Below are 15,629 nucleotides of genomic sequence, written 5' to 3'. Positions count from 1 at the left end.
AAATTCGGACAGTCGCTTAAGTGGGGGGGCCGGGGCGGATCGCGTTCTCGCTTACCCAACTTAGACACTATAGGCCAAGCGGTCTCAAGAAAATCTTACAGGCGCCCTGTGTACAGACCTACCTTCTGGGCTGCCCTCTCAACTGATCCCCACTTTGACTCTTGGTGCTGGCCGGCTTTAATGCTGACAGATTTCTCTAGCACCACAAACCTTTAGCCAACCTAGCCTTTACTGTATCGCACGTCACAGCATCTGGAGGCGGCCTTAAGGCAGCGGCATCCGAGGAATATGCGCACGTCAGTTGACCAAAATATGCTATCAACTACAAACTACGCTTTGCGGCCACCCGAAACTTGTAGCGGCAATTGGTCCGCGGCTGTCGTTTCTTCTAAGATGCTGTTTGCACAAGACGAGTTTGACGCGCGCACGCAATACCGTCTTGCACTGCTATGGAACACAGCGCAGTAGCAGCCCCGCTTACTTCCCGCACAGAGGCCTTCATGCGTTCTCTCGGAAAAAGGGTAGCCGATGAGTTTTACGTTCACCTAGACGTCCTGGCCCACGTTCATGACTCGACAATACGATCAAAGATAGAGGCGGCAATCGGTGCAATGCCGTCAGACGCTCACGATATCCCTAACGTCGCTAAATACAACGTCCGCACAAGCTGTGTAGCACTTCTGCACTATCCAGATTTCTTCGAAGACCCATTTCCTGCGCTCGCGGCATCATGGGTCTTCCCTGAAGGCGCACAGCAACCGGCTTCTGTTCGTCACTATCGCGATTCTCTCAATCCGCCAATTCTGCACCGAAAAGAGCTACTAGTCGGAGAAGGCCATCCGAAGTACGCCGCCTGGGCCGAGTTGACGTCGTCAGCCGAGGCTGTCGGCTTGTTCGACAATACGACGACGATCGGCTTCGCGATGAACTGGCGGCAACTTCTTCAGCAAAAAGGATTAACAATAGTCGGCCACTGCCTTGTGCCGGCTGGAAACGATATTCCCCCCGACGACGCCCTACCCGATTTGCCAGAAAGCGGCACAATTCGCCGGCATCTCACCGCGCTTTCACGCGCAGTGATATCCACGCCAGTCCAGCTTCTCCAAAGGTACGGCTTCCTCGATGCAGAACGAAGCTTTTTCGACTACGGATGCGGACGAGGCGGAGATATCAATGCGTTGGCGTGCATCGGAGTATCGGCGAGAGGATGGGATCCCTATTTTTGTCCTGACGAACCACTGAAGGCAGCGGACACTGTCAATCTTGGCTTTGTGATCAATGTCATCGAGAACCCAGCAGAACGCGTGGAAGCACTCTCCAAAGCTTTCGCGCTTGCAAAAACGGTGCTTTGTGTAAGCGTCATGCTCAACAACGGCAACGCCGCCGGAAAACCCTACAGAGATGGTTTTCTGACTTCGCGCAACACTTTTCAGAAGTATTTTTCCCAAGCCGAGTTACGAGATTACCTCGAACTAGCTCTTGATCGCGAAGCTTTTATGGTCGCTCCTGGGATCGCGTTCGTATTCGCCACGGCCGAGGAGGAACAGCGCTTCGCTTCGACGCGCTTTCGACGCCACGGCCTAGCACGCACGCTGATCCAAGTCCAACGAACTAGATTCAAAGTCGCCCTACCCGCGCGTACGGCCGATCACCGGCCGTCAGGCTCAAAACTCCACCTCGCTCAGGAAAGAGCGAATCTTGCACCACTTTGGGCGACGACATTGGAGCTTGGACGTCACCCAGAGCCAGATGAAGTTCCCGTGCTAAACAGTATCATCGACGAGTTCGGCAGTTTGAATCGAGCGCTGCGGAAGCTTCAACGCCACTTTGATCAGACACTGCTGGCTTCCGCTGCCCTTATACGTGCGGATGACCTCTGCTTGACACTTGCAATGCAGCAATTTAATAGACGACCACCATATCGGAGTCTCGATGAGCGCTTTCAACGCGATATCAAAGCATTCTTTGGAAATTATCGCGTGGCGCAAAATACAGGCCTTCGACTGTTGCAAGAGGCCGCAAACCCCGCTTCAATCCTTGACGCGTGCCGACGCGCGTCTTCAGCGGGTCTCGGATATCTAGATGGCACCCATTCGCTACAGTTGCATATATCCCTTGTAGAACGGTTACCCGTCGTGCTGCGCGTCTACGTGAATTGCGGCCTTCGACTTTGGGATTCGTTGAGTGAAATTCAGCTGATTAAGATTCACATCGAATCCGGCAAACTGAGCCTGATGGAATTTGAAGACTTTGATTCAGCCCCACTCCCTCGGCTACTCCGCCGAATTAAAGTAAACTTACGAAAACTCGATTACGACATATTTGATTACGGAACTGAGCAATATCCAATGCCATTTCTCTATCACAAGAGCCGCTATTTGAATGAGGAGCATCCGGGCTATGCAGAACAGGCTGCCTTTGACGAAGCACTGGAGCGCATAGGGATTCCTGGCGCCAGTGAATTTGGTCCAAGTGCGGAATCACTAGCACGAAAACTAGAAGCACACCGACTTTGCATCAACGGATCAAGAATCGAACCAAGCACCTCGATCCCACACCTCGACACTTTATGTGGGGAACGGCTAACTTATCGGGCACTAATTGAATGTGGCGAAACCCAAAGGCAACTCGGCCTGCGCAACCTTCCCCTCAATGCTGAGACATACAATGCCCTGCATGATCTCGCCGTCAATGTGTTAGACCCAGTGATTGATTACTATGGCCCAATTCGGCTTACCTATGGTTTTGCGTCCTCCACTCTCACAAAACAGATTCGTGGTGGAATCGCTCCGAAGCTCGATCAGCATGCGAGTTGTGAACATTTACCTAATGGCAAACCAATATGTGACCGCAGGGGAGCGGCATGCGATTTCATTGTGGAGGACGAAGCGATGGATGAAGTTGCGCACTGGATCATCAATCACGTCGTCTTCGATAGACTTTACTACTACGGTCGTAATCGTCCGATTCATGTCAGCTTTTCACCGACACCTGCGAGACTAGCATACGCGCTGGTCCCCACCTCAAGCGGAAGCGTGCTACCGCGTCCATTTTCGATGGGACTCAACACTGCATTGAATACGCGTAGGAAGACATAGTAGTGCCTTTTGATTGCTAGATATGCGACGTCACGGAGAAGACTCAACACGCTAACAAAACCACGCTGAGGCCATCGTGCTGCGTCGACCAGTTGCGATGAAACGTCTCTCGTGCAAGACTTCGACGTGAGCTGGCCTACGCATGATGTGATTGGCAAGTTCGTCGCCACAATCGTGCGGCGCTTGCAACGCAAGCGCCGGCGTGTCAACTTCAGGGCCTATCTCGGCGCTCACGAATTATCGATTCAAGGTCCGTACGCCCAACATAAACTCCGTGGACCCGTTCAGGAGCACGGCCTGCTGCTCGAATCAGCATATCTCCTTTCCCCAACAGCGACTCCGCTCCAGTCTCATCCAGAATGATCGTCGACTCGCTTGCCTTTTGCACGGTCAATGCAATCCTCGACGGTATATTGCTTCGGACCAAGCCAGAGAACGTCTTCGCATCGGGTCTTTGCGTCGCGAGAATGAGGTGGATCCCTGCGGCGCGAGCTTTCTGAGCGAGTCGTATGATTGAGTTCTCTACATCGCGACTCTGCAAGATCAAGTCGGCGAGTTCTTCAATGAAGACAGCTACGAACGGCAACGATACTCCCTTCGCTCTAGCTTCCGCGATATTCGCCACGCCAATTTTCGTGAACTGCTCATACCGCACATCCATCTCTTGCACTAGAGCCTGCAGAAGTGAGCGGGCGTCGCTAGGCGTCGAAACGATCTCACCTCCAAAGAGAAACGGACTCCCTTGATAAACGGAAAACTCCACCTGCTTCGGATCGATGAGTGCGAGCTTCAAAGTTGTTGGGCTGTGCTGCAGGACCAACGAGGCAATCAGCGAATGAACGCAAACACTTTTCCCCATACCGGTCGCCCCACCGATAAGCAGGTGCGGTGCCTCAGCAAGATTGAACGAGAACGGGCGGCCCAGCACGTCGACACCCGGAAAGACGAGCAACTGGTTACTGCTGGTGGGGGCCGCTTTTATCCACTCCCTGAGGTCACTAAAGCCGGTGTACGTCCAAGTCTCGACGGCTCGAGGGATATCGAGGTAGATCGTTCGTGCCTCTTCGGCGCCGCACAAGGTCGGAATATGGTTATTCAATCCAAGACCAAGCGCGAGCTGCTCTAACCCACGTTTAAGCTTGGAGAAGTGATTGACGTCCGGTAGGTACAGCTTGTAACGCGTAAGGCGTGGTCCATGAGTCAATCCCCGCGGTTCCGCAGTAATACCCATATCGGCGAGTGCATTGATGAGGACCGACGAGACGTCCTCAGCGCTCTTGGTTGCTGGCTGACTCCCACCTTCGGTAGCAGTCACTCGCGACGCAGTGTCAGGCAACGACGCCCGGCGATTGATTAAGGTTTCAACGAAGCGATCGTAGTCCTCGTCGCAACCAATCCAATCATCCATCAACAACCTCACCCCCCGATGCCAATGCAGCCGAACAGCGGTGCGGAGCGCGTCAACTGACCGGAGTGCCTCTCCCGTATGCAACTTAGTGTGTGCAACAATCAAGCCGACCCAGACTGCGATATCAGAGCTCGAAAACAGGATTTGCGCCGGTATCTCGAAACCTTTAGCGTCCACGCCATCCGGAGGCAATGCACCGAGGCCCAAGGATCGACCAATGGCCAAGCGGGCGACATTCGCTCGTGTGGAGAGCCCCAAATGGTTCATCAGCGAGTTAGTCATGCGGTCAGCTTCGCCGCTAGTCCTATAGCGGGAGCTGAGAACTTGAGATATGGAGATATCGCTCATCGACGGCCTCGGCCAAAATACGCATCTTCTCGGGCAGTAGTCCGCCCAATTCCATCACCCACGTCGACGTGCTCGAGAAGGTATGTCTTACCAACACTATCCTGGATATGCTTGTAGAACGAGTAATCAATTTCCTCGTCCTGCGAAAGCAGAATTACCTGTCGTGCTTTATCGCCAGTCCAAAATGCAAGGATATTTTGTCGGTGCTTGCTATCCAGTCTCCCGAGCGGTGTATCGACGACCATCGGTGCGCGCACCCCCGATACTTTGGCCAGTCCGGCAATTAGAGCTGTGGCAAAAATTTGGTTTTCCCCAGCCGAACGGTCGACAGCAATTTCCTTACCGGTTTTACCCAAAATAACGGTGGTTCCGTCGTTCTTGATGTCAATCTTCGCGACCAAATCCTTGTGCGCGAGCGACTTGTAAACCTGTGTCATTGCTGAAGCCAACTGCTTGACTTTCAAAGGGAAAAGAGCAGGAATTACATCATCGATCACATTTCTTACCCGCTCCGAACGTTGAATCTGCGCACGCGCAGGGCTCGACGCATCGAGCTTTCGGCGCTCCCTCTCATATTCCGAGCGTTGCGACGCAACCGTTGCCTCAAGTGACGTCAACTTCCGATCCGCTGCTCGTCCAGCTTCAGCCAGTTCATCGAGGCGAGATTGAACGCGATCAAGATCGGCCTTCAGTCCCGCCAAAGTTCCATCCCGGTCGATGCCCTCCAACCGCGAAATCTTTCTGCCAAGATCTTCGATCCGCTGGTTAAGTGACGACTGCTCTGTCAGAAGCTCCTGAACTTCCTCCTGCCCAAGAGGAATAGATCGAAGGAAAGACAACGCCTCGGTGCGCGCGGTACCATGCAGGTAATCATGGATAACTTCTCGTGCGCATCCCTCCGGTGGCGGATAGAACAGACTTGCCCAAGCAGATTCAATCCGCGCTTTTACACTGAGCACCTGTGCTTCTGTTAATGCCGGGCTGATTGCCGGACCGTCTCCGTTGAGAAACGCCTCTTCAAATCGCGCCTTTCGGGGTGTGAGGGCATTTTTTTCAGCTTCATGCTCAACAAGCCGAATTTCACTCTCCAACTGCTTCTTGAACACAGACATGAGGTCTCGCGACACCAGATGAAATGGTAGCCGCCCTGCAAGCACCTCTTCTATCTTGCGCAAGCACTCTTTTCGCTTATTTCGCAGTTGCTCCCGCTCCTCCACCAAGTCCTTAACTGTCGCAATATCCCCGCCACCGCCGCCGGCCGACGTAATTCGCTCGATCAGCGCTTCGCGTTGCACGCGCAGCTTGGCCGTTTCCGAATCCGAACTATCGGTAGCCTGACGTAACGTAGCAAGGTTTGCTTCGTTCTCGGTAAGCGCAGTAAGTACCTGTTGAAGCTTCTCTTCGTCGACGTTCGTCACTTCGCCACGTTTAGACTGTTCGAACGCTTTCAACCTATCGGCAAGTTCGCGCAACAGCACAACTCCCAGAAGCCCCTCAAGCCCTTGCTTGACCTGTTCGACCCGAGACTGGTCTGCAAGCTTTTTAACCTCTTCACCATCGAAGAAAAAAAACGGGGCGACGTGTGCGGGGACAAATATCTCGTCGAGGAGATCAGATAGATGGAATCCGCCCTTTCCGTCGCGGCGCGGAGCGTCGGGGATATCACGAACTACATTGCGGACGATGGCCTCTTCGTCAGCGGACCATGAACCATTGCTACGGAAAAACCACTTTCTTGCAATGTCCACCGCTTTCGTACGGGTCCGATGAATAGTGACGCGAACAGTCATTGTGTCGCGACCGTCACGCTTCGCCTCTCCATTGAGCGCGCGCTCTAAGAAAGTCGGATAACCTCGCACTTCATCGGTTTTCAGTCCGGCGCGTGCAAGATGAATGAGCGCGTCCTTACCATAAAGGCACAAATACAGTGCCTCCAAGATAGATGTCTTACCGTAGCCGTTCAGCCCGCCAACCAATACGATATTGCGACCATCGATGGGCTCTGGAAATTCGAACACCTGATGCGCATACGATTTAAAATTCGTTAACTCAATCCGTGAGATCCACATTCTTATGCTCTTTTACTCTAGACGGAGGAGAATTTCTTCGAATCGCTTGTTGATACCATGAGCGCGCTCCTGATGCTGTCGTTCGCGCTGCGTAATAACTAGCTCGGCTAGGACATCAACGCCCACACCATTTTTGCTGCACACTTCCTCCAAGATTGCCTTGGCTTCATCGTCGGACCACAGGGGCAAATCTGCCAAATACCCGTCATCGCTATTAGTTTCCATCTCCCACCCCCGTATCCTGTTGCAATTCCTTGGCCCAAATTTCGTGGATAAGATCGAGCTCCGCCTGCGATATCAGCGGGCTATCGAATTCTGCCTGCGTCGCCAGCAACCTATCCAATATCTCTCGGCGCGCCTGGATTGTGAACGGACCTGGAATGTGACGCCCTGTCGCGTCGAAAGTGAGCCGGCCATTCCGGCGCATCGCTTGGCGCCGCATGGGATCATTTCTAATTGACTTCAGCCAGTCCCTGAAATCCACGAGGGGACGATACTGGTGATTCCCTGCGTCGATGTAGCCTTGCAAACTCCGGTCCTTCTCGACGACGGTACAGGTCCAGCACCCGAATCGGCTATTTGCGGTCCCGCACCCAGGGGCCTCTTCCTTGCTCAAAACGACTGGGCACTCTCCCCCCTCAGCGTCCCGATAGAGTTTGAAGAGCGCACCATGCGTCCCGCCCCACGGGGCATCCATACTCCCAAGCAACTCCCAAACGTCATCCGTTGTCAGGTGCACGATGGGCCGATACACAAGCGCCCCCGAAAGGTCGTTATGCTCGTTGAGACGCGAATTTCGTAGGTTCTGGTAACGTTGAATCGTCTGCTGGCGCTTATTGCTTTCGGCGCTTCGCACGCCTAGCACAACAATGGCCGCCCCGCATTCCGAAACGTACTTCCTTATGTACGAACTCGTGGGTGCGATCTTCAGCCTATCCGTGCACCAGCGCATGTTCGAATTAGGGCTAGGGTAGCCTTTGCCTATCAGTAACGTCCAAAACGTCTTGTCGAGGTCGGGCTGGGTTCTTGCCACGTCGATCGGCAGGTCGAGATTCTCTGCGGCACGCCGAATTTGTTCCGTGACCTCGTTCAGGTGCGCGACAACAAACGGACTTTCGACCTGGGTATCGTTCGATACGATGTGGACGGGGCGGGTACGAGCAGAGGGCGGAATAGACAACAGCGCTTCAAATACTGCATGAGCGACGAGCGTTGAGTCTTTTCCGCCGGAGAAGCCCACAATCCACGGGTAGTGTTGCGATTCCGAGAGGTACTCTTCCCGGACTTCGTGCAGGATTTCGCGCCAGAGCGAATCGACGTTTGGCTCCGCGTACAGCGGCTCTACTGTGCCCATAATTGATTACTTCCTACAGTCTTGACTTTGCCCAGTATTATACCGATGCACACGGCCCCACTTGGGCGCGACCGCCCCCGCATTGCGGCTCAACCTGATCTAACTGGATGAGGGCGGCAGATGGGCGCACAGGGGCGGGATAAACTCAGCTAAATTCGCCACATCTGCCGAAGCGCAATCAGATTTCATGTCACGCCGCAGCGAATTCTGACGACGGGCCTTTGCAGGCATTCAGCTAGTCATCGACTATGAGATAGGCTTGCATGCTAGCCGGGTCGGGCGAAAGCGAATAATGCACTCAGCCGCAGTAGGTTGCGAACGCGTAACAGGTTCTTCGCTTCGGCCGCTTGCATCACGGCACTTTGCGAACGAATTTATGCCACCTCAAGGCCACCGCTTTGCCGCCAACAGCTCGCCACGAGCGGGCATGCAAAAACCTGCTCCAGAATGCAAAACAACGCACTACATCGCAAGACGTAGCGCGTTGTTTTTAAAGCAAATTTTGGTGGAGCGGAGGAGGATCGAACTCCCGACCTTCGCATTGCGAACGCGACGCTCTCCCAGCTGAGCTACCGCCCCAACGAACCACTGATTCTACACACACAAAATCCGTTTTGCCAAGCGTCAAATTTGACCCTAAGCAAACTCACTTCGAAGGCGACCCAGCGAGCACCCACCCCACAACAGAATGGATATCGGCGGCGCTCATCCCCGGGTGCGAAGGCATGGGAATCGCCCCCCAAACCCCGGCCCCGCCGTCACGCACCTTCTTCTCCAGCTTGGCCTGCGCGGCAGCATCGCCCTTGTACTTCGCGGCGATGTCCTTGAACGAAGGCCCAACCAGCTTGCGATCCACCGCATGGCATCCCATGCAAGCATTCGTCTGAGCCACCTTCATCCCATCAGCCACAGCAGCAAAAGCCGGCGAAGCGAACCCGGCAACCGCCACACCCGCCACCAACCCCGCAGCAACAACACGACCAGCAAAACGCCCCATCACATAGCCCCCGTATTCCCCGGCCGCGTAGCCGAAGAATTAGTCACCGGCGCCGGCGCCTGATGCTCGATAGGCTGCGAAGTCACGCCCGAATCCGGCACCGCTCCAACTGTCGGCTCGTCGGCGGCAGGCGTAGCCGCGGGTGCGCTCGGCGCCGCCGCATTCGCCACCGCCGCCTGCTCCGGCTTGATGTACTGATAGCACTTCACCACCTGCGCCACGCCCATCACCCCGGCCGTCGCGTTGGCGGCGATGCTCCCTTCCTGCGTCGTCACGAGCCCCATCAGATAAATCGTGCCGCGCTCGCTCACCACCTTGAAGTTGTTCGCGGAGATGTCCTTATACGCAACCAGCTCCGCCTTCACGCGTCCTTCCAGGTACGAGTCGTTCGCGCGCGAGGAGAACGAGCTCGCCGGCTGCACCGCCAGTTCGTTCACGATCGACTCGACGTTCGTCACGGCGCGCACGATGCTCTCGGCCTTCTGCTTCGAGGCGTCGTCGGGCACTTCGCCCGTGAGCAGCACGCGCTGGTTGAACACCGCCACGTTCACGTGCGCCGTGTCGGGCAGTTGCTTGCCGAGGTCGGCCAGCGCCTTCACCTGGATCTCGCGGTCCTCGGTTTGCGAGCCCACTGTGCGGCGGTCGGTCGCCACCAGTGCCGTGCCGCCCGCCGCGCCTGCCAGCGCCAGGAAGCAGCCCTGCAAGCTTGCGCAGAGCGAGGCTGCGAAGCCGATCGTCAGCGTGGTCCGTGCCAGCGCGCGCGTCATGCCGTATCTGCTCATCAACTTCCCCTCTCTTCGTCCAACGGTGTCAGTCTTCACCCAGCAGCATCGCGTCGATGCCGTCGCACAGGCAGTGAATCGTCAATATATGTACTTCCTGGATGCGCGCCGTCCGCTCGCTCGGCACGCACAGGTGAATGTCGGTATCGGCGAGCACGGCGTTCACGTCGCCGCCGCCCTTGCCGGTCAGCGCGATCACGATCATTTCGCGTTCGTGCGCTTCCTGAATGGCGGCCAGCACGTTCGTCGAGTTGCCCGAGGTCGTGATGGCGAGCAGCACGTCGCCGGGCTGGCCGAGCGCGCGCACCTGCTTCGCGAACACCTGCTCGTACGCGTAGTCGTTGGCAACGGCGGTGAGCACCGAGGCGTCGGTGGTCAGCGCGAGCGCGGGCAAACCGGGGCGTTCACGTTCGAAGCGGCCGATCAGTTCGGCGGCGAAATGCTGGGCGTCGGCGGCTGAGCCGCCATTGCCGCATGCGAGGATCTTGTTGCTGTTCGCGAGCGCGGCGAACATCGTATCGACCGCGGCGGCAATCGGGACCGCCAGGGTTTCCATGGCCGCGAGCTTGAGTGCTGCGCTATCGCGGAAGTGCTGTTGAATGCGTTCGACGGACATCGACTCTCTAATCTGTACTGCGGGTATCGCAAAATTTCCGCATAGTGCGGCGTGCCGCAAGTTTAGCGCACTCAAGGGCGTTCATTTTTACCCTTCTTTCCATCGGCCTCAGTTTTCGCTCTCGCTTGAGTCCGCGTGAAACGCGTCGCGCAGCCACACGAGCCGGCCGCTCTCGAACGCGATCACGTCGAAGCGGCATGCAGGCGGCGTGCGCGCTTCTTCTTTCGTTTCTCTGTTCATTTCCACGTCCGTTGCGCCGTTCGCATCGGCGCTGCGCCAAGTCGCGAGAAAGTGGCGCGCCGCGCGCAGCACGCGCTGCTGTTTGCGCCAGCCCACGCTCGCCGCCGCGCCGCCGAATTCCGGCCGCGCCCGCGCGCGCACTTCCACGAACACCAGGGTGCCGTCGCGCTCGCGCATCACGAGGTCGAGTTCGCCGCCTCGGCAGTGCACGTTGCGCGCGATCAGTTCGAGCCGCTCGCGCCGCAAAAACGTCAGCGCGTGCGCTTCGAAGCGTGCTCCTGTCGCACGGCGTTGGGCATTCGACCGCGCTCGCGCGCAAAAGTTGTCTGCGCGTGCGCGCTCGCTTGCGCCGCTTCCCTCGGGCGCAGCCGCGCCCGCGTGGCACAATGTCGGCCTCTTTTCCTGCATTCGCGCGTTGCGTGTCATGACGTCCCTCTCGTCCCCTTTCGAACTCGCACAGGCCCAGCAGTATCCGGCCGCCACGCTGTACGTCGTGGCGACGCCCATCGGCAATGTCGCCGACATCACCTTGCGCGCGCTGCATGTGCTCGGTCTCGTCGATCGCATCGCCGCCGAAGACACGCGCAACACCGGCCAGCTCCTCGCGCGCTACGGCATTTCAAAGCCGCTTCTCGCCGTGCACGAGCACAACGAGCGCGAGGCGGCGCAGCGCGTGATCGAATTTCTGCGCGCGGGCGAGCGCGTGGCCTGCGTGTCCGACGCGGGTACGCCCGGCATTTCCGATCCCGGCGCCAAGCTCGTGGACGCCGTGCGCGCCGCCGGCCTGAACGTCATGCCGCTGCCCGGCGCGAGCGCGCTCGCCACGGCGCTTTCCGCAGCCGGCGACTGGGTGTCGACCTTCACGTTCCTAGGCTTTCTGCCGCCCAAGGCCAAACAACGCGCGGCCGCGCTTCAGCCGCTCGCCACGCATACGCAAGCGATGGTGTTTTACGAAGCGCCGCATCGCATCGTCGAAACCGTGCAGTCGCTCGCGGACGCGTTCGGCCCCGCGCGGCGCATCCTGATCGCCCGTGAATTGACGAAGCTACACGAGTCGCTCTGGAGCGGCACCCTGGCCGAAGGGCCAACGTGGCTCGCGGCCGACGCCAATCGTCAGCGCGGCGAGTTCGTGCTCGTGGTGGAAGGCGCGAGCGCGCAGCCGGATAGCGATGCCGATCACGACGCGCTCTTGCGCGTGCTGCTTCAGGAAGTGCCCGTGAAGGGCGCGGCGAAGATCGCGGCGGCGCTCACGGGCGCGTCGCGCAATACGCTCTACGCGCGGGCGCTGGAATTGAAGGGGGAAGGCGAGGAAGAGGCGGACGACTGAAGCCGTATCTGTCTGCACCGGCGCATTGCCGCCGGAGCCGGAAAAACCGAAGGGCCGCCCGATTCTCATCGGGCGGCCCTTCGCGTATGCATCCAATGTCACCAGGCGGTTTGGCTTTGGGCGCGTCGCGGCGCACTCAGCGCCACGCCCACGCAAACGCGCTGAGTGAACTTAGTGATCGGTGGAGTTTGCAGCAACCATCTCCGCTTGCGCGACCTTCGCTTCCTGGCGCGAGAGGCCTTCGATGTTCACTTTCGCCGTACCCGCGTGTTGCAGGCCAAGCACCTTGGCTGCGGCGTACGAGAGATCGAGCACGCGGCCACGTGCGAACGGGCCACGGTCGTTGATCTTCACCACCACCCACTTGGACGTGCCGGGCACGCTCACGCGCACATACGAGCCGAGCGGCAGCGTGCGGTGCGCGGCCGTGAGCGCTTCCATGTTGAAGCGCTCGCCGCTTGCGGTGCGGCGGCCGTGGAAGGCGCGGCCGTACCACGAGGCGCGACCGGTCTGGTGGAACGAATGGGCGTCCGGGCCGTTCTCGTCGATCGCCTGGGCGTTCGCGAGCGAGTTGTCCCGGGCGGTGCCCGATGCGGGCATTGCCGCGAGCGCGGAGCCGTAGCCCTGCGGCGCAGCGAATGCGGCGTCCTTGGTGCGAAGCGCGTCGCCCGCGGCCTGGTTCTGGGAACCGGGCGGCATGGCACAACCGGCCAGCACGGACACCGCTGCGAGACTCCCGAGTCGTCGTCGAGTCAGTCTGAATTTCATAAATTTAGCCATCACGTTTCGAAGCCGGCCCCGCGCAACGTGCGCGCTGTCGGATGGCTTCGGCGGTCGCAGGCATGGCTTCGCCATCGCTCGCCTGGAATGAAAAAGGCGAACGCGTGCCAATACCCGGATGCAGCCCCAATAAGCCGCTAACCGCTAGTTATCTTTCACGTCTGGCGCAGCCTGTCCCCGGCAGCCTGACCAGACCCCACATGCCGCCATCGAACGATGAAACACGTTCAGGCACGCCGGATACTCACGGCGCACAGGAACGGCGGCGTAGGCCCCACCCAGCGTCACGGCATGCAGGCCGTTGCAGGCGCGTGGCGCCTGGCTGGGTAAGACGTGCGGCGTCGAACGGATCGACACCTGATTTGCCGTCTTGTAAGGCAGCCTGTTTAGCCAGCCTCCAAACAACGGCACTGCTTGACGGCGATGTATCGCGACCTCTTTTTTACGGGGGTCACATCGCCCAGTGAAAGCACGGATTCCGTGCGTGTTGGGTCGCATTATACCCAAAAGTAATTCCTGTCACGGGCGACGCCCACAAAACTCCATGATTTTTCACTATTGATGTAACAAAGCCGTTCGTCTTGCAGCGCGGCATCCCTTGTCTGACAAGGGATTCAGACGGGCGTGAACGCGGTCGGCGGCCCTGGATGCACCCCGGTACAATCGAGCTTTTGACTGCTTTCGTCCGACGGGGTCGCCGCGCTGCGAGCCGCCCCGCGAGACCCGAACCCCACGAACCCGCATGAAAGTCACGCTGATTCCCGTCACGCCGTTCCAGCAAAACTGCTCGCTGCTCGTCGACGAAACCACGAAGCGCGCCGCCGTGGTCGATCCGGGCGGCGACCTCGATCGCATCGAGGCCGAGATCGAGCGCCAGGGCGTGCAGCTCGAAAAGGTGCTGCTCACGCATGGCCACCTGGACCACTGCGCCGGCGCGAAGGCGCTTGCCACGAAGTTCGGCGTGCCGATCGAAGGGCCGCAGGAGGACGAGCGCTTCTGGATCGACCAGTTGCCGCAGCAGAGCGTGCGCTTCGGCTTCGGCCACGCCGAGGCGTTCGAACCCACGCGCTGGCTGCACGACGGCGACACGGTGCGCTTTGGCAACGAAGAACTCGAGGTCTATCACTGCCCAGGGCACACGCCCGGCCACGTGATCTTCTTCAGCCGCGAGCACCGGCTCGCAACCGTGGGCGACGTCCTGTTCGCGGGCTCGATCGGCCGCACCGACTTTCCGCGCGGCAACCACGCGGACCTGATCCGTTCGATCCGCGAGAAGCTCTGGCCGCTGGGCGACGACGTCACGTTCGTGCCGGGTCATGGCCCGGTTTCGACGTTCGGCGAAGAGCGTCGCTCCAACCCGTATGTAGCAGATGGCGTACCTGGATGAGAGTGAAACGTACGATGAATCAAGCCGCTATTGAGGAGATTTACGTCAGCACCGACGTCGAGGCCGACGGTCCGATTCCCGGCCCGCACTCGATGCTGAGCTTCGCTTCGGCGGCCTACACCGCCGACAAGCGTCTGATCGCCACGTTCTCGGCGAACCTCGCGACGCTCGAGGGCGCGGCGCCGCACCCGGTGCAGGCCGCCTGGTGGGAGACGCAGCCCGAGGCGTGGGCCGCCTGCCGCAAGGACCTCCAGGACCCGGCCGCGGCGCTCGTCGCCTACGTGGAATGGGTGGAGGCGCTGCCCGGCAAGCCCGTGTTCGTGGCGATGCCGGCGGGCTTCGATTTCACCTTCATGTTCTGGTACATGATGCGCTTCGCGGGGCGCTGCCCGTTCTCGTGGTCGGCGCTCGACATCAAGACGCTCGCGTTCGCGATGACGGGCCTGCCGTACCGCAAGTGCATCAAGCCGCGCTTTCCGAAGCACTGGTTCGACGACCATCCGCACACGCACGTCGCGCTCGACGACGCCATCGAACAAGGCGCCCTCTTCTGCAACATGCTGGCCGAGCTGCGCGCCCAGCAGGCGGCGCTTGCCGCTGATGGGGACGCGTCAGGGCAAAATACCGCGAGCACACCGGCAGATTAGGTAATCTCCCTCATCATCGGCGCTTTTCATTGCGTTTCGTTTTCCCGACCTCTAACATTGAGGGATACCGCGACGCAATGGAGGCGCAGTTGACACTCGATACGTTCTCTCAGAAGATCCTGCGCCTTCTGCAACTCGACGCGCGCCGCTCCGTCCAGGAAATCTCCGACCAGGTGGGGCTCTCCAGCACGCCGTGCTGGCGTCGTATCAAGGACATGGAACAGTCGGGCGTGATCCAGCGCTACACGGCGCTGCTCGATCGCGAAAAGCTGGGCCTGCACGTCTGCGCGCTCGCGCATATCCATCTCACGCGGCACACCGAGGGCGGCGTCGAAGCCTTCGAGCGCGAGATCGCCACCTGCCCGGAAGTCACCGAGTGTTACAGCACCACGGGCGAATCGGACTACATCCTCAAGATCGTCGCGCCCGACATCAAGGCCTACGACGCTTTCCTGCACGAGCGCATCTTCCGCATTCCCGCCGTGGCGCAGGTGCGCACGAGCGTCGTGCTGCGCGAAATCAAGTTCGATACGCAGTTGCCGCTTTGAATTGCCGCTTTGATATGGCGAACGGCGC

The 15,629-nt window shown here is 58.9% G+C and carries 14 protein-coding genes and 1 tRNA gene; 5 read left to right on the top strand and 10 right to left on the bottom strand.

The window, feature by feature from the left end; all coding sequences use genetic code 11:
* The first annotated feature begins 611 nt into the window (after positions 1-611).
* Positions 612-3,098, top strand: a complete 2,487-nt coding sequence (locus tag C7401_RS04720) for a DNA phosphorothioation-associated putative methyltransferase (protein ID WP_220092806.1) — start codon at positions 612-614, stop codon at positions 3,096-3,098.
* A gap of 211 nt (positions 3,099-3,309) precedes the next feature.
* On the opposite strand, the gene C7401_RS04715 is transcribed toward C7401_RS04720, so the two are convergent.
* From C7401_RS04715 to C7401_RS04675, 9 genes are all read right to left on the bottom strand, one after another.
* On the bottom strand, positions 3,310-4,854 hold the full coding sequence (locus C7401_RS04715; protein WP_112170174.1) for an FtsK/SpoIIIE domain-containing protein: 1,545 nt from the start codon (positions 4,852-4,854) through the stop codon (positions 3,310-3,312).
* Entirely contained in the window at positions 4,851-6,923 is a 2,073-nt protein-coding gene (dndD, locus tag C7401_RS04710; protein WP_112170173.1) for a DNA sulfur modification protein DndD, read from the bottom strand. The genes C7401_RS04715 and dndD overlap by 4 nt, the downstream gene beginning before the upstream one ends.
* A 12-nt stretch (positions 6,924-6,935) precedes the next feature.
* Positions 6,936-7,148 carry a DNA modification system-associated small protein gene (locus C7401_RS46070; RefSeq protein ID WP_112170172.1) on the bottom strand — a complete coding sequence of 71 codons (213 nt, stop codon included), beginning with the start codon at positions 7,146-7,148 and terminating at the stop codon, positions 6,936-6,938.
* Positions 7,138-8,277 carry a DNA phosphorothioation system sulfurtransferase DndC gene (gene dndC / locus C7401_RS04700; RefSeq protein ID WP_112170171.1) on the bottom strand — a complete coding sequence of 380 codons (1,140 nt, stop codon included), beginning with the start codon at positions 8,275-8,277 and terminating at the stop codon, positions 7,138-7,140. The genes C7401_RS46070 and dndC overlap by 11 nt, the downstream gene beginning before the upstream one ends.
* 503 nt (positions 8,278-8,780) lie before the next feature.
* Positions 8,781-8,856: transfer RNA gene (locus C7401_RS04695), tRNA-Ala, on the bottom strand.
* A 67-nt stretch (positions 8,857-8,923) separates the two neighbouring features.
* Complete coding sequence (locus tag C7401_RS04690) at positions 8,924-9,274, bottom strand: c-type cytochrome (protein WP_112170170.1); 351 nt, start codon at positions 9,272-9,274, stop codon at positions 8,924-8,926.
* Positions 9,274-10,056 carry a BON domain-containing protein gene (locus tag C7401_RS04685; RefSeq protein ID WP_112170169.1) on the bottom strand — a complete coding sequence of 261 codons (783 nt, stop codon included), beginning with the start codon at positions 10,054-10,056 and terminating at the stop codon, positions 9,274-9,276. The genes C7401_RS04690 and C7401_RS04685 overlap by 1 nt, the downstream gene beginning before the upstream one ends.
* Positions 10,057-10,084: 28 nt before the next feature.
* Entirely contained in the window at positions 10,085-10,672 is a 588-nt protein-coding gene (locus tag C7401_RS04680) for a phosphoheptose isomerase (protein WP_112170168.1), read from the bottom strand.
* 108 nt (positions 10,673-10,780) lie between these two features.
* Complete coding sequence (locus C7401_RS04675) at positions 10,781-11,338, bottom strand: YraN family protein (RefSeq protein WP_112170167.1); 558 nt, start codon at positions 11,336-11,338, stop codon at positions 10,781-10,783.
* On the opposite strand from C7401_RS04675, the gene rsmI reads away from it, so the two are divergent.
* Positions 11,337-12,239 carry a 16S rRNA (cytidine(1402)-2'-O)-methyltransferase gene (gene rsmI / locus C7401_RS04670; protein WP_112170166.1) on the top strand — a complete coding sequence of 301 codons (903 nt, stop codon included), beginning with the start codon at positions 11,337-11,339 and terminating at the stop codon, positions 12,237-12,239. The genes C7401_RS04675 and rsmI overlap by 2 nt on opposite strands.
* Before the next feature lie 171 nt (positions 12,240-12,410).
* Here rsmI and C7401_RS04665 read toward each other — a convergent pair whose 3' ends face one another.
* Positions 12,411-13,007, bottom strand: a complete 597-nt coding sequence (locus tag C7401_RS04665; protein ID WP_112170165.1) for a septal ring lytic transglycosylase RlpA family protein — start codon at positions 13,005-13,007, stop codon at positions 12,411-12,413.
* A gap of 754 nt (positions 13,008-13,761) precedes the next feature.
* Here C7401_RS04665 and C7401_RS04660 point away from each other — a divergent pair.
* The 3 genes from C7401_RS04660 to C7401_RS04650 all read left to right on the top strand — a co-directional run bounded on the left by C7401_RS04660 (position 13,762) and on the right by C7401_RS04650 (position 15,601).
* Positions 13,762-14,406, top strand: a complete 645-nt coding sequence (locus C7401_RS04660) for an MBL fold metallo-hydrolase (protein WP_112170164.1) — start codon at positions 13,762-13,764, stop codon at positions 14,404-14,406.
* 14 nt (positions 14,407-14,420) lie between these two features.
* Positions 14,421-15,053, top strand: coding sequence for a 3'-5' exonuclease family protein (locus C7401_RS04655; protein WP_112170163.1), 633 nt, complete (start codon positions 14,421-14,423; stop codon positions 15,051-15,053).
* Positions 15,054-15,130: 77 nt separating this feature from the next.
* The gene (locus C7401_RS04650; protein ID WP_174479506.1) at positions 15,131-15,601 is read left to right on the top strand and encodes an Lrp/AsnC family transcriptional regulator; all 471 of its coding nucleotides are present in this window, start codon (positions 15,131-15,133) and stop codon (positions 15,599-15,601) included.
* Positions 15,602-15,629: the final 28 nt, after the last annotated feature.

This window comes from Paraburkholderia unamae (genome assembly GCF_003268775.1).
GTDB lineage: Bacteria > Pseudomonadota > Gammaproteobacteria > Burkholderiales > Burkholderiaceae > Paraburkholderia > Paraburkholderia unamae.
This window is presented reverse-complemented; position numbering and strand designations above follow the sequence as displayed.